The organism is Salimicrobium jeotgali (genome assembly GCF_001685435.2).
GTDB lineage: Bacteria > Bacillota > Bacilli > Bacillales > Halobacillaceae > Salimicrobium > Salimicrobium album.
Window position 1 is genome coordinate 2,231,377 of record NZ_CP011361.2, and the last position, 13,908, is coordinate 2,245,284.

Below are 13,908 nucleotides of genomic sequence, written 5' to 3' on the forward strand. Positions count from 1 at the left end.
TGTTAAAATATGGTTGTGCTATTCGCGAACTATTTGGAAAATACCTACTGCGATTTTTTTCAGCAGCAAAGGAGGTCAGCATTATGAAACGAAGAGTGGTCATTACAGGAACAGGGACCATCTCCCCTCTCGGAAATGATACGGAGACCCTGTGGAATAACATTAAACGCGGAAATTCCGGGATTCAACAACTTACTTCGAGCGATTTCGATCAGGTAAACACACGTATTGCAGGCTGTGTAGAAGATTTCCGGGGTGAGGAATATCTTGAACCCAAAGAAACGAAGCGACACGATTTATTCGTTCAGTATGCCTACGCGGCAGCCGTACAGGCCCTGGAAGAGTCGGACCTTCCGCTTAAAAAGTTGGATAAGGACCGCGCGGGCATCTACATAGGCTCCGGTGCCGGCGGATTGAATACTTTAATGGAGAACTATCAAACGATGCTTGATAAGGGAGCGAAACGCGTCTCCCCTTTCATGCTGCCCACTTCCATCACTAATATGGCGAGCGGTCTGACTGCAATCAAAACAGGCTTTACAGGGCCAAGTTTCTCCCCGTCCTCCGCCTGCGCCACAGGTAACCATGCCATTGGAGAGGCTTACCACACCATTGCTCACGGCTATGCGGACGTTATGATTGCTGGTGGATCAGAGGCACCGATCAACCCGCTTTATTTTGCCGGTTTTGCAAAAATGGGGGCCATGTCCACGAAAAACGAAACACCCGGACAGGCTTCTCAGCCGTTCAACCGGGACCGGGACGGATTCGTTATGGCTGAAGGAGCCGGGGTATTGCTCCTGGAAGATTACGACTACGCTAAACAGCGCGGCGCAGAAATTGTCGGCGAAATCATCGGGTACGGAAGTACAACAGATGCTTACCATATGACCAGCCCTTCTCCACTCGGTGCACAAAAAGCTATGAAACTTGCACTGGAGCGGTCCGGTCTCTCTACAAAAGATGTCGATTACATCAACGCCCACGGAACGGGGACTCCTACGGGTGACATATCTGAAACAGAAGCTATCCAGGGGCTCTTCGGTAACGATGCAGGCGGGTTGAAAGTAAGCTCTACCAAATCGATGACTGGACACTTGTTCGGAGCGGCTGGTGGTGTTGAGAGTATCATCACACTAAAAAGTCTGCAGAACGATACTTTTCCTCCCACAATTAATCTGCATCACCCCGATCCCGACTGTACGTTGGATTATGTATCGAACGAAGCAGAGAAAGGATCAGTGGAAGTGGCTTTATCCAACGGTTTTGGTTTCGGTGGTCATAATGCCGTATTAACTTTTAAAAAATATCATTAACGGAGCACTTCGGACAGAGGAAGGAGAATCATTTTGGCAAATTCTATAGCGGAACGTGTGGAAGAACGCAGAAATCGAATCGAAGAACAATTCCCTGTATGGCCCCGGGACACCGTAGCCCGCCATTTTGAGAAAGCGGTTCATACCTATGCCGACCGTCCCTACCTGTACATTCACGATAATGAATATACATACCGGGAGATATGGGAGCAGGCACTCACTTATGCGAAAGGGTTCCTGAACCTGGGAGTCAAACGAAGAGAGCATATAGCTGTTTTAATGGACAATAATGAACACTTTCCTTCGCTTATGATCGCCACATCCATGATTGGTGCTGTACTTATCCCGATCAATTCTATGTTAACCAAAAACGAACTGGGGTACATTTTAACACAGTCGGACTCCCATTATTTAATTGTTCAGGAGCAGATTAAAGACAAGCACCACGGCGAGGCCGTGAAAGAACTATTCTCCACTCCTTCTTTTAAAAAACAGAGCAGTCTTAAACAAGTCATCAGTTTCGGCCCGGAACGAGAAGAACCGGTCGATGAACACTTCCTGTCCTGGGGTGGTTTTTTGGAAGGCGCCGGGACGGTGACCACTTCGGCACTGAGTAAACAGCGGGCGTTATCCCTCTATCCCGAGGAAGTAGCTATTATTATGTACACCTCAGGGTCCACTGGGAATCCTAAAGGAGTTATGCTGACAGATGACATGCTCCTCCGGTGTTCCTACGGCACTGTTTTAAGTCGGGCCATTGAGAATGGAAGAGTTACTTTTGCTCCCCTGCCTTTCTATCATTGTTTTGCGATTATCGAAGCTTTGTTCGCTATGTCTTTTGTCGGCGGCTCTATTGTTTCCGCATTAGGGGCTTCCCCTTTACGTTCACTGGAATTAATGGAAAGGTACAGGGCCAACGATTATCTCTGCGTTCCTTCGATGCTGACACCCGTATTGAACCATCCACAGGTGGAAGAATTTGATCTGTCTTCATTGTTTGCTATGTGGTGTGGAGCAGCCGCTGCTCCCGTGTCGACGTGGCAACAAGCCGTGGATGTACTCGATATCACTGAAATAATTACGGGTTACGGTCAGACGGAAGTCGTCTCTTCAGGCGTAACTACTGAAATCGGAGACCCTCTGGAGCGTGTTGCCACTCGCGTCGGCCGTCCCAAACTAAACGGTGTGAGCGGACTTCCCGAATTTAACGGGAGCAGCGTTCAGTATAAAACCGTTCACCGGGACACGGGGGAAGATTTACCCCACGGGGAAATGGGAGAACTGGCGGTCAGAGGCGCCACCGTGACCCACGGCTATTACAAGAAACCCGAGGAAACAGCACAGGCCATCGACAAAGACGGCTGGCTGAAAACGGGGGACGTCGGAAGGATCGACGAGAACGGTTATATCCAAATGCTTGGCAGAAGCAAGGAAATGTTTAAAGTCTCCGGGGAACTCGTTTCTCCGAGAGAAGTGGAAATTGCAATTTCCCATCTATCGGAAGTGAAAGAAGTACAGGTCGTCGGCGTTAAAGATAAACTCACAACGGAAGCCGGAGCGGCTTTCGTCGAATTAAAGGAAGGGGCAACATTGAGAAGGAAAGATATTACCCGCTGGTGTGCCGAACGACTCGCTAAATTTAAAGTACCGCGACACGTCTTTTTTATCGATTCGTCGGAATGGCCTATGACCAGTACGGGGAAAGTCCAGAAATTCCGCCTTCAGGAATTGGCAAAAGAGCGGTTGGATCATAAGTAGCGAGGCACAAATAAAGGAAGGGGGTCATCCATTGACCGCGCAATGGCATAAAACAAATTACCGTGTCCCTTACAAGGACACAGACCGGATGGGAATAGTCCATCACGGAAATTACATCAACTGGTTTGAAATCGCCCGCACTGAATTCATGCGACATTACGGCATCGCCTATAAAGAAATTGAATCCAAAGGCTTCTCGCTACCTGTGGCAAATGTGGACTGCCGATATAAAAGTTCCGCTACTTTTGATGATTGTATTGTCCTTTTCACTAAAATTGCGGACTATTCCCCGCTGAAACTGAAATTCGTCTACGAAGCGCGGAAATTATCGGAAGAAGCAGAGAGTGATCACCTGGACAAAATTGTTTCCCGGCCCAGCGGTGAACTCATTGCCTCCGGGAGCACGGAACATACGTGGGTCAACGAAAACTTTAAGCCGATCCGCCTTAACCGATCAGCTCCCGAGATTTATGAAATCATCAGGGAGTACGGGGAACAGGCATAAGAAGAAACCCCGGCAATCCAAAGATGAACGTTTCCATAACCCGTAACCTTTGCGGGAGCTGGAAACGTTTTTCAAAGTGCCGGAGGCTTTTGTATATTATCGGTTATATCACTTAGATACTGTCCCCTGGTGAAAATACAGTTGCCATCTGTTGTTTATCCGTTTCCATATTGAACTTCTCAAGGTGTTTCTTTCCCTCGTTTCATCCTTAATATAGTAAGTGGCAAGTACAATGTCAGGGGCTAACTGTTCCACCTCATAATTATGTATACTCATTTCTGACAAAACTACACCGTCCACCAGACAATCTTCTTTATTAAGCATTATTCCTGAACTGCCTATTTCTCGAAAATCATCAGCCAGAATTTCACCAAGTCTTTCTGCAGATGCTCTTACTTCGATATTCACATGTGCTTGTTCCAACTCTTTCAGTTCTGCTTTAAGATCTTCAATCATATTCTTCCTTCCCCTCTGAAGTCGTTTCATCTATATATTCCTCCGGGTTTTTATCTACTTTTAAATTAATTACTTGTAAGGATTACTGTATATTAAGATTCTATTTCCAACTCTAATAAAATACTATTCACCAGATCAGCAATCGGTAAAGTCCCATCCACAATGAGATCCGCATCTGATTTTATCGTATTTTCCATTTCCACGTAGGCTTCTCTGCCATACTCTAGATAGAATCTTAAAGCACTCAAAATTTCGCTTGACGTTTCTACGGAATAGTCCCTGGTCAGCCGCCTTGCCATAGCTATATCCAAAGGAGTATCGATGTATATCGAAAAATCGATGTAACCTTTAATCACATCGTGCTTATAGGAAAACGGGTAATCTAATATTATGTACTCAGGAGAATGCACGTCTTTTATTAGCAAATTCAAATCTTCGGCTAAAGGTTTTAAGTTCCATCGATTGTAATCAGTTCCTTCCTTCACCCACTGAACCACGTCACTTGGACTTCCAGGAAAATCATAGTTATCAAAAGACAGAATTTCAGCTGAACTCACCCTGGCTTTTAGTGCTCTGGCTACCGCTGTTTTTCCTCCCCCTGAAACTGAACTGACGGCCATTACTACTGGTTTATACAAGTGACCATCCCCCTTCCTTTTTAGATATAATAGGTGGTCTTTCCACTGATAGCAAGTCTGATTCACTCGTTATTGAAAACGGTTTCCATTCCTGCTATGGTAATAAAAACTGCAGAATACATATTGAGAGGTGATATATTTGCAAACGTCATTAATATCCCCGGATAATACGTGGGCCCTCTGGGCGTTTCTTACGGGCTGGGCAGCCATAAGTATTTATCTGGAACAGAAATATACGTGGGCATCGAAAATCTCCGGTGCCATCATCGCCCTGATTGGAGCAATGGCTCTCGCTAACTTCAACGTAATCCCTCTGGAATCGAGTGTATATGATGCGGTCTGGGGCTACGTAGTGCCTCTTGCCATCCCCCTCTTGTTGTTTCAGGCCAATATCAAAAAAATCTGGCAGGAAAGCAGACGGATGCTGGCAATATTCCTCCTCAGCACTATCGGTACAGTAGCTGGCGCAATTCTCTCATTTATGCTGCTGAAAGACATAATTCCGCACCTGGATAAAATTGGTGCGATGATGGCCGGCTCCTACACAGGTGGTGGCGTCAATTTTGCAGCAATGTCCGCTAAATTCGAAGCTCCCGGTGATCTTGTCTCGGCCACAGTCGTGGCTGATAATGCCATGATGGCTCTTTTCTTCTTTGTCCTGATGGGAATCCCTGCCGTCAATTTCTTTCGGAAAAATTATAAAACGCCGCACATGGAAGAAGTCGAAAAAAATGCCGCCGGAGACGACGAAACCCAGGCAGCTTCCTTCTGGAAACGAAAGGAGATTTCTTTGAAAGACATCGCTTCCAGTATTGCGACGGCATTCACCCTCGTCGCCGTCTCGTTCCAGCTGGCGGACTTCTTTGCCGGCGTTATCCCGAGCGGGGAAAATGCAAATATATTTTATGATCTGCTCAGAGGCATTATTGGTGATCAGTATCTCATGCTTACTACGTTGACCGTCATCGCCGTGCTTCTGGCTCCTGATTATTTCGAAAATCTGCAGGGGACCCAGGAGCTCGGAACGTTCCTGATTTATTTATTTTTCGTAGTTATCGGGGTCCCGGCTTCTATTGCACTGGTAGTCACCACCTCGCCGCTCCTGCTCGTTTTTGTGCTCATTATTGTATTAATGAACCTGTTCTTCTCCCTGACACTTGGTAAACTGTTCAGATTTAACCTGGAGGAAATCCTGCTTGCCAGCAATGCCAACCTCGGTGGTCCTACAACAGCTGCCGCGATGGCGATTGCCAAAGGATGGAACAGACTGATCGTTCCCATTCTGCTCGTCGGTACTCTCGGGTATATTATCGGGAACTACATCGGAACAGGTCTCGGCGCCTGGTTCCAGACACTGCTGTAACAGGGAGAGGGGCTTAACAGGATACGTCCCTGCCCCCTCTCCATGCTTCAACAGTTTTTCTCACGAATTCTTCAAGCCTGCTTTTATCCAGATCGACCGACTTCTTAATGCGGATACACCCTTTTCCATAATCCAAACCTTTCAGCAATTCCTCGTCTCCCGTGATTTTTTCGATATCTCCTACATAGAGACTTACATAAGATTTCTGGGCATTTAAATGAAAAACGATGGATGAGTCCGATCCGAAGCTCAGCATTTTGTACTGAATACCCTCTTTCAGTTCCGGTCCATGTGTCAAAATATATTCTCTGACTTTCAACAACCTTTCTTTTCTCCAATCTTCCTCCATCGCTTTGTAATAGTCCTCCGGAGTTTCGACATCATATTGCATGATTGTTCCTCCTATCTATTCATGATCAATCGATTCATTTGTTTATGTAATACGCTCTCACAGATGCTTGAGGTTTATAGTGAACTTCCTTAATTTCCTCTTTTACAGGACCAAAATTCTGAGCTGATTTTTCCATTGTTAAGACTTATCATGCCCTATTCCTTCTTTAACAGCTTCAAAGCTTATTTTTATAAGCAAAGGAAAACATGGTGATCACAACTACGGTCGAAGTTATTTAAATTAAGATATTTATCAAAGTTACCTCCTTTTACCACGTCCTTGTCACCTATCTGTTTAATCAGCTGATCTTTTTAAGTATTTTTCACTAAATCCATTATTAAACTGAATATTCCTGCAACTGAAAAAAATACTCCAAATATATACAAATCAGGATAATCAGCTATTACTAAATACCCTCCATATATAATAATCACAATTGATAAAAATACATTTAAGTAATCTATTTCCTGCATGCTCACCTCTCCCCAATAAAAACAACTGTAAGACCCTAGCCTGCAAATAGGAAGTGAATCCGATATAAAATCCAGTGTTTTATGCTGACGTACCCTTCCATTCCACTCTATGCATTGAATATATCCCCTTATATAAATCCTTAGCCCTATTGGACTCTTTTTATTACCTACGATTCCAACTTAGTTCCGTTTCGAAATAGTACAGAATGTTTCGATTTCTTTTTCTGCATTCACTTCTTATAATAAAAAGAGCGATCGCTCGCAGTTGAACAATCGCCCTATCCGCATTATACAGTTGTCATAAATAAAATGTGCCCCGCCGGCCCTCTATACAATCAATATTCGTTTCATACGGAAGCGGCAAACCTTCAATAATTACGCTCCATCCTTCTGCTTTTTAGCTGCCTTCTCACGTGAAGGCTTCATGTACTTAATATTATAGTATCTGTCGGCACCCAGACCCCCTTCACTGATCATCATTGAAATCTCTTTAGTCCGGGTCTGCTTTTTCTTGTTTACAGTGAATTTCTCCTGCTTTTCCATTAGCCCTCCCTCCCTTCCAGTCTATTTACTCACTTATATAATAGCATGATTCAGCAAATATGTCTGATTATTTGATTTATTCAGATAAATTTTTCTTTTGTTTAATTCATAAAAAAACCCTTTCCTCAGGCAAACTAAGCCACAGAGACAGGGTTTTCTATAGTTTCGCGGGAAAGATTTATCTACCTTTAAACATCTCCTCTACCTTTTGATGCCTATACCTGAAAATTTCCTCCAGCTTCTTCCTTATATTCAAGCGATGAGCTATTCTTCCGACCTTAGAGAAAGGGAGTGCGTAGTGAACAATATCCGTCATCTCCACGCCGTTTTCCACTTCTTTAAAATGATGCTGGTGATGCCAGAACCGAAATGGACCGTGACGCTGTTCGTCGACGAACATCTTATTCTCCTCCACGTGAGTGATTTCCGTCATCCAGCTCAGTGTAATCCCGAGCACCGGCTGCAGATGATAAGTGGCAATCATTCCGGGATACATGTGTTCAGGGAGCTCTCCGGTAACTTCGAATTTCATCCATGGGGGCGTAATTCTGGATAAGTTCCCTGCACTCGAAAAAAACGACCACGCTTCATCTAAGCTTATTGGAAGCTGCTGGGTTCTTTCAATTTTATATATTTTCAATTGCTTTCACCTCTGAGTAGTCCTTACCACTTTTCATCGCAAGTTAATCCCTCTTTGTATTTTTTCAGGTACCATGGTCAGCTGTCATTCACGTTAAATGGTTTCTGCACTTCTCTCCTGAATTAATTACTTTCCAGCAGAATATGCGATTGCGAATCGTTTCCACATGGAAATTAACGTATGTTCCCGTACCACCGAAGCGCTTTTCTTTCTAACTCTTTAACAAACTTATCTTTTCCATCCGCATAACCGCTGATATTTTCAGGGAATTTCTTTGCGAGTCTTTCTTTTAAATCTCCATAACGCTCTGCTTCTTCCTTGTGCGCACAGAGATAGTCTCTTACGGCTAAATGACGTTTAATGTCCTGTTCATTATCTGCCTGGAAGATGTGCACCTGATGTGTTCTGTGCTCTCTGCCTTTTCTGAAATATCGTCTGCCCTCTATACCGAACTCCCCCATGGGTTCATAACCGATCCTTTCCATCTGTTCATTGAAAATCGCTACTTTTTCAATATTTCCTACTACCGGCATAATATCTATGATCGGCTTGGCTTTTAAACCGAAGACGGAAGTACTGCCGATGTGATGAATGTTGAAAAGTTCTTCCCCAAAAATAGCTTCAATCCTCCGTGCTTCCTCTTCGAACAGTTCCTTCCATCGTCCTTCGTATCTTCTCACTTCGACTCTCATACCAATTCCACCTTTTCGAACGTTATATAACCTCATAATACTATCCCTAAGTTCCCTATGAACAGCACAACTGATCCAATTTCTTCTTTGGAATGTATTCTGAATAACTCATGAAAATGAGGTGTTACTTATGAATAAAAGAATGGAATGGGGCCTGCTCGCAGGAAGAATGGTTCTCGGTGTTATTATGCTAGCACATGGTCTCCAGAAAGCTGGAGCGATAGATAATACAATCGCTACGTTCGATAAAATCGGCCAGCCGGCGCTGCTTGCCTATATTACTGTATTGATTGAAATTGGGGGAGGTCTGGCCCTGATACTCGGGATATTCGTCGTGCCATCCTCTATTCTGCTCGGATTAACGATGATAGGAGCTATTGTATTAGCGAAACTGCCTGCAGGACTCATCGGAGGTTTTGAATTCCCTCTTTCCCTGCTCGCTCTATCCATCGTACTGGCCGCTACAGGAAGCAGAAAACTGGCGATCTCCGAAGTGATTACGAAATATAGAAAGAACGAGAACTAAATTGCGGAAGGATTACGTGGATTAGCTCGGAAACGCCGCACAAAAAAGACGTTACCCATCTACTTCAGAATTTGAGTAAATTTTTAATTTTTTAAAATGAAAAATTACAGCCACCACCATCTTGCACATAAAGAAAACAGCAATGGTCACCCATTACTGCTCTCCATCAGATTATTATTCAAGATTAGCGTGTTTGCCGTACATCTTATCCGTGTCCAGCCCCTTTTTCTCCATGACTCTAAGAATTATAGCGTCGTAAAAGAGGAGCAGGGTCTGCTCAAACAGGGAGCCCATCGGCTGGATAGTCGAATGGTTGCTATCGCTTCTGTCCTTTGTGGCACCAGGAAGAGTAACCGTGAAGTCAGCGATTTTGCCGATTGTGGAGTCCGGAACCAGCGTAACAGCAGCGATGACTCCACCGATACTTCTTGCTTTTTCGGCGACAGAAACCAGTCCCTTCGTCTCCCCCGAACCTGAACCGATGAGCAGAATGTCATCAGCTTCAAAATTCGGTGTCACCGTCTCTCCTAAAACGTAAGCATCGATTCCCATGTGCATAAGCCGCATAGCGAAGGATTTCGCCATAAATCCGGATCTTCCGGCTCCGGTTACAAAGACTTTTCCGGCTGCCAGAATCTCTTCTGCTGCTCTTTCCGCTTCCTCATCCGGAATTACATCGGCGGAGTGCTGTAATTCCTGGATAATCTGTTGCAAAAATTCTACAGTTCTCAAGCTGTAGACCCCTGACGGATCATTTCCTGCATTTTTGCAGCGACAGCTTTTTTATCTTCCTGACCGGCAATTCCGCTGCCTACGATGACGAGATCCGGCTGAACTTTGATTACCTCTTCCAGCTGATCCAGTTTAATTCCGCCGGCGATAGCTGTTTTCGCATTTTTAACTACGTTTTTGATCGTCTGCAGGTCTTCGAAAGAGTTCTTTCCGACAGCCTGAAGATCGTAGCCCGTGTGTACGCAGATGTAGTCCACGTCCAGTTCATCAAGTTCTTTGGCACGCGTTTCTATATCCTTCACCGCAATCAGATCGACTAGTACTTCTTTCCCCTGGTTCCGCGCTTCTTCCACGGCCCCTTTGATGGACTCGTCTTCAGCCGCACCGAGTACTGTTACGATATCAGCATTCGCTTCGGATGCTTTTTGTACTTCATATGCTGCCGCATCCATCGTTTTCAGGTCAGCCAGCACCTCAAGATTCGGAAACGCTTCTTTCATTTCCCGTACTGCTTTCAGTCCTTCTATTTTTATGATCGGGGTGCCGATTTCCACCACATCAATGTGGTCTTCTACTTCTTTCACCAATTCCTTCGCTTCCGGGATATTTACAAGGTCCAGTGCTAATTGTAATTTCATTAAAAGTTCCTCCTGCTGTTAGTCTGATTTTTCTCCTGTGTACAGAGAATGAATCTTTCTGCTTCACCCGTAATAGTAAAGGGGAATCCTATTTTATGTAAGTAGGCACTTTTTTCTGATATAGTATCCTAAAACAGACTAATGCGTGAAAGAGGGATAGAATGATCAATAAAAATCTCAAAGGATTTTATCCTGAAAAAGAAATAACGCTGGCCGTGCTCGAAGGAAAGTGGAAGCTCACTCTTTTATGTCACCTCGGGTTACAGGGAACGAAACGCTTTGGGGAGCTGAAACAACTGACCCCCGGGATCACCCAGCAGATGCTGACGAACCAGCTCAAAGAATTGGAAGAAACCGGGCTTGTGCACCGGGAAGTGTATCGTGTAGTGCCGCCGAAAGTGGAATACTCCCTGACCGCGGAAGGGGAAAGTCTCTTGCCTATTCTGGATATGCTGTATGAGTGGGGGAGTAACCATCCGGTACATGCGGACGCAGAGCAGAGTATGTATGCGGAGAAACTTCGGACCCTTTCTGTAATCGAAGGGAAATGGAAGCTCATTATTTTGTGCCACGTCGGTCTGAAAGGGACGAAGCGGTTCGGGGAACTGAGAAAACTGATCCCGTCCATCACGAAAAAAATGCTGGCGGCTCAGCTCAGAGAAATGGAAGAAGACGGGCTTATGCACCGGGAAGTGTATCCGGTCGTCCCTCCCAAAGTGGAGTATTCACTGACGGACCAGGGGATGAGCTTATTTCCAATCTTAACAGCCCTGGAAGAATGGGGTAGCCGCTATATAGCCCGGCATGGTGAAGTATAGAAATTGTCGCTTCGAGCGATAGGATTATTCATTTCCAAGAGAATAAAATAGTAAAGCGTCTAACAATTCAAACATAAACTCCAAAAAACCTGTCGCTTCAGTAAACAACAGGTTCTTTTAAAAAGTTTTCTTTTTTTACGCTTATGCTATTATTATTCCAAACATTTTCCAACGAAACGAACATTTAAAAAAAGGCCTACCAACGTTCACGGTAGGCCATTACGTATATTCCCCTGTTAATTAGTTTGGTAATTGTGTCAAAGTATTGCTAACAGAAATTAACGTAACAACTATGGCAATAATTATTCCTCCTAGGTAAGGATTCAAGCTTGCTTTGAAAATCTTCCTTGAGATTATCGCAGCCACAGGTAATATGACTAGAAAACTAATCAGCCAAATACCTACAATAGCGGATACGTTTTCAAAAAATACATGTCCCGTAACAAAGAAATTGGTGTATTGGATAGCGAGCACCACTATCGGCCCGAGTGCGTTAAAAAGAGCTAGCAAAGCAGTGTTTACCCACTCTTTTTTTCCGTTCCTATAATAGTTGAAACTGTTTACTACTATGGAATTAGCCACGAAATATATTAAGAAAAACGGCAGGTATTTTAATCCAATAATGAGTTTGTCCGGCGTAAAGTCCGTAACCGCCAGGAACCAGATTCGAAAGTCTGTATTAAATAAATAGTCGCTGACAAAAACCAAACCAAATGCAGCAGCACTTACAATGAGAGCCAACAACGCCGTTTTACCAAGCGTTCTCAGGCTAACAGATACTCCTACATCCTTTAACTTGGATTTGTGCTCACTATCTGTAAATTTGCGGGACAGGAACACTAACAATATAGCAAATAATCCATTTAATGCTGCCCATGTCCCCACATAAAATGTATATGCCTGAGGAAAGAAATCCGGGCGATTCACCGCCGTCCAGTTAAACAAGGCGATATAAGAAACTCCTGAAAAGATTGCACTGGCTACAAGCCCTCCCCAAAACCACGCTTTTTGCTTCTTCGTTGCTAATTCAGCTGGTGATGGCTCTTGTGGTGCACGTAGTTCTGAAAATGGTCCTGTAAACAATAGCGTCTTCGTAAAACTTACGAGGAACATTCCAAAACCGATAAGGCCTAATAAGTTAAAAAATTCTTTGAACTGCCACACTTGTTCCTCTGCTGGTATATCTTCCGGATTCCCCAATGTTTCATCAAAAAAGTTTATACTCTGTGTCGCTACATGACCAGAAAAATGGTTCCACGGATGTGTCTGAGACGGATTGTAAATTACACGTGTAGTCGATTCTCCATTAATTTCTTTTTCATACATTTCATAACTGGAACGAGTGGATTCAATATTTTCAGGTGATTCACCGAAATGTAGAAACGACTGGGCGTTATCCGTATCTATAAAATCTCTCGGGGCAGTCATTGTACCATCAGGATTTTCAGTTCGGAAAAAGAATTCATCATATTGAGCTGCCACGATCCCCACGTCTCTGTTCCCGTATTTATTATAGTATTCCTCAGTGTCCGGATTTATATAGTCCGCGTCGTTTGCTACCAATAGTACTGAATCTATCAATTGGTTCTCTTTTTCATTGTCCAGGTCAATAGACCAATTGGCAGCTCGAGCGCCGTTAGAATGACCTGTTATTCCAATCCTGGAAGTGTCTATGTATGGTAGGTCTGTCATTAGTTCTACAGCATCATACATGCCTGTCCCTCGTTCTGGCCACTCATCGGGACTGACAGCTTCAGATTCTCCATGGCCATACATATCTATGGACATAACAACATATCCTCTTCTGGAATATTCAACGAAGTTCATATCCTGCATTTCTTTGTTATTATACCAGCCATGACTAGTAACTATACCTGGCGCAGGGTTATCTTCAGACACACCTTCAGGCGTAAATAAAAACGCACTCATCCTATGCCCGGAAGGCGTCTCCCACTTCATTTCTTTAACCTCCACTTCACCACCAGAAGTCTGGACCAAAGATGCACCGATAACACCACCAACTACTAATATTAACGATATTATTAAATATAATTTAGATTTTCTTTTTGTATTTTTCATCTTACTCTTTTACCTCCCATTTGTAATTAATCCCATAATCCCTCCACCATTCGAACGTGAACCACCTCCGTTTCATTTAATTGCTATATAATCAAACAGGTATGTAAAAACACAAAAACCCACACTGTAATAGACATACTTCACTGAAGAAGTACTATTCCAGCATGGGTCTCCATTTCTCCACCACTACTTTAACTTGTTAAATCGATTATAATGGTTCATGAAAGCGTTGTCAAATTATAGTAAAATTAAGCGTTATATTTTATAATTCAATAATGTTTCTTTTCGCATCACTAAGCATTATGTATGTATCAGTTATCTTCGGTTGATAGACATTTAT

At 43.8% G+C, this 13,908-nt stretch carries 16 protein-coding genes; 6 read left to right on the top strand and 10 right to left on the bottom strand.

The genetic code is table 11. The features are described 5' to 3' along the window. Positions 1-83: 83 nt before the first annotated feature. Genes fabF through AAV35_RS11175 form a run of 3 tightly spaced genes read left to right on the top strand, consistent with a single transcriptional unit; the run spans position 84 to position 3,579 of the window. Positions 84-1,316 carry a beta-ketoacyl-ACP synthase II gene (gene fabF, locus AAV35_RS11165; protein WP_008588053.1) on the top strand — a complete coding sequence of 411 codons (1,233 nt, stop codon included), beginning with the start codon at positions 84-86 and terminating at the stop codon, positions 1,314-1,316. A 33-nt stretch (positions 1,317-1,349) separates the two neighbouring features. After that, on the top strand, positions 1,350-3,074 hold the full coding sequence (locus AAV35_RS11170) for a class I adenylate-forming enzyme family protein (protein ID WP_008588051.1): 1,725 nt from the start codon (positions 1,350-1,352) through the stop codon (positions 3,072-3,074). Between the two features lie 31 nt (positions 3,075-3,105). Then, the gene (locus AAV35_RS11175) at positions 3,106-3,579 is read left to right on the top strand and encodes an acyl-CoA thioesterase (RefSeq protein ID WP_008588049.1); all 474 of its coding nucleotides are present in this window, start codon (positions 3,106-3,108) and stop codon (positions 3,577-3,579) included. Positions 3,580-3,687: 108 nt separating this feature from the next. Here the strand turns inward: AAV35_RS11175 and AAV35_RS11180 are convergent, their stop codons facing one another. Both AAV35_RS11180 and AAV35_RS11185 read right to left on the bottom strand, forming a co-directional pair. Further along, positions 3,688-4,035, bottom strand: a complete 348-nt coding sequence (locus AAV35_RS11180; protein ID WP_040609136.1) for a nuclear transport factor 2 family protein — start codon at positions 4,033-4,035, stop codon at positions 3,688-3,690. 92 nt (positions 4,036-4,127) lie between these two features. Beyond that, entirely contained in the window at positions 4,128-4,673 is a 546-nt protein-coding gene (locus AAV35_RS11185; protein ID WP_008588046.1) for a nucleoside/nucleotide kinase family protein, read from the bottom strand. 139 nt (positions 4,674-4,812) lie between these two features. Here AAV35_RS11185 and AAV35_RS11190 point away from each other — a divergent pair, with 139 nt between their 5' ends. Continuing rightward, positions 4,813-6,036 (top strand): DUF819 family protein, encoded by a 1,224-nt coding sequence (locus tag AAV35_RS11190; protein WP_008588044.1) that lies wholly within the window; start codon positions 4,813-4,815, stop codon positions 6,034-6,036. Positions 6,037-6,049: 13 nt separating this feature from the next. Here the strand turns inward: AAV35_RS11190 and AAV35_RS11195 are convergent, their stop codons facing one another. The 5 genes from AAV35_RS11195 to AAV35_RS11205 all read right to left on the bottom strand — a co-directional run bounded on the left by AAV35_RS11195 (position 6,050) and on the right by AAV35_RS11205 (position 8,775). Beyond that, complete coding sequence (locus AAV35_RS11195; protein ID WP_008588042.1) at positions 6,050-6,427, bottom strand: iron chaperone; 378 nt, start codon at positions 6,425-6,427, stop codon at positions 6,050-6,052. Between the two features lie 311 nt (positions 6,428-6,738). After that, positions 6,739-6,900: a hypothetical protein gene (locus AAV35_RS14395; protein ID WP_156330848.1), complete on the bottom strand. Its 162-nt coding sequence runs from the start codon at positions 6,898-6,900 to the stop codon at positions 6,739-6,741. A 375-nt stretch (positions 6,901-7,275) separates the two neighbouring features. Then, positions 7,276-7,443, bottom strand: coding sequence for a hypothetical protein (locus AAV35_RS14400; protein ID WP_156330847.1), 168 nt, complete (start codon positions 7,441-7,443; stop codon positions 7,276-7,278). 178 nt (positions 7,444-7,621) lie between these two features. Then, the gene (locus tag AAV35_RS11200) at positions 7,622-8,083 is read right to left on the bottom strand and encodes an SRPBCC family protein (RefSeq protein ID WP_008588040.1); all 462 of its coding nucleotides are present in this window, start codon (positions 8,081-8,083) and stop codon (positions 7,622-7,624) included. Between the two features lie 173 nt (positions 8,084-8,256). After that, a complete protein-coding gene (locus AAV35_RS11205) occupies positions 8,257-8,775 on the bottom strand; it encodes a GrpB family protein (RefSeq protein WP_008588038.1) in 519 nt (172 codons plus the stop codon). Positions 8,776-8,905: 130 nt separating this feature from the next. Here AAV35_RS11205 and AAV35_RS11210 point away from each other — a divergent pair, with 130 nt between their 5' ends. After that, a complete protein-coding gene (locus tag AAV35_RS11210) occupies positions 8,906-9,301 on the top strand; it encodes a DoxX family protein (protein WP_008588036.1) in 396 nt (131 codons plus the stop codon). 174 nt (positions 9,302-9,475) lie between these two features. Here the strand turns inward: AAV35_RS11210 and hxlB are convergent, their stop codons facing one another. Together hxlB and hxlA are read right to left on the bottom strand one after the other, a co-directional pair. Next, positions 9,476-10,033, bottom strand: a complete 558-nt coding sequence (gene hxlB / locus AAV35_RS11215) for a 6-phospho-3-hexuloisomerase (protein ID WP_008588033.1) — start codon at positions 10,031-10,033, stop codon at positions 9,476-9,478. Beyond that, positions 10,030-10,671 (bottom strand): 3-hexulose-6-phosphate synthase, encoded by a 642-nt coding sequence (gene hxlA / locus AAV35_RS11220; RefSeq protein ID WP_008588031.1) that lies wholly within the window; start codon positions 10,669-10,671, stop codon positions 10,030-10,032. Before hxlA ends, hxlB begins: the two co-directional genes overlap by 4 nt. 161 nt (positions 10,672-10,832) lie before the next feature. Between hxlA and AAV35_RS14670 the strand changes: the two genes are divergently transcribed. Then, the gene (locus tag AAV35_RS14670) at positions 10,833-11,489 is read left to right on the top strand and encodes a winged helix-turn-helix transcriptional regulator (RefSeq protein WP_008588029.1); all 657 of its coding nucleotides are present in this window, start codon (positions 10,833-10,835) and stop codon (positions 11,487-11,489) included. 240 nt (positions 11,490-11,729) lie between these two features. Here AAV35_RS14670 and AAV35_RS11230 read toward each other — a convergent pair whose 3' ends face one another. Further along, positions 11,730-13,568, bottom strand: coding sequence for a CocE/NonD family hydrolase (locus tag AAV35_RS11230; RefSeq protein ID WP_008588027.1), 1,839 nt, complete (start codon positions 13,566-13,568; stop codon positions 11,730-11,732). Positions 13,569-13,908 lie beyond the last annotated feature (340 nt).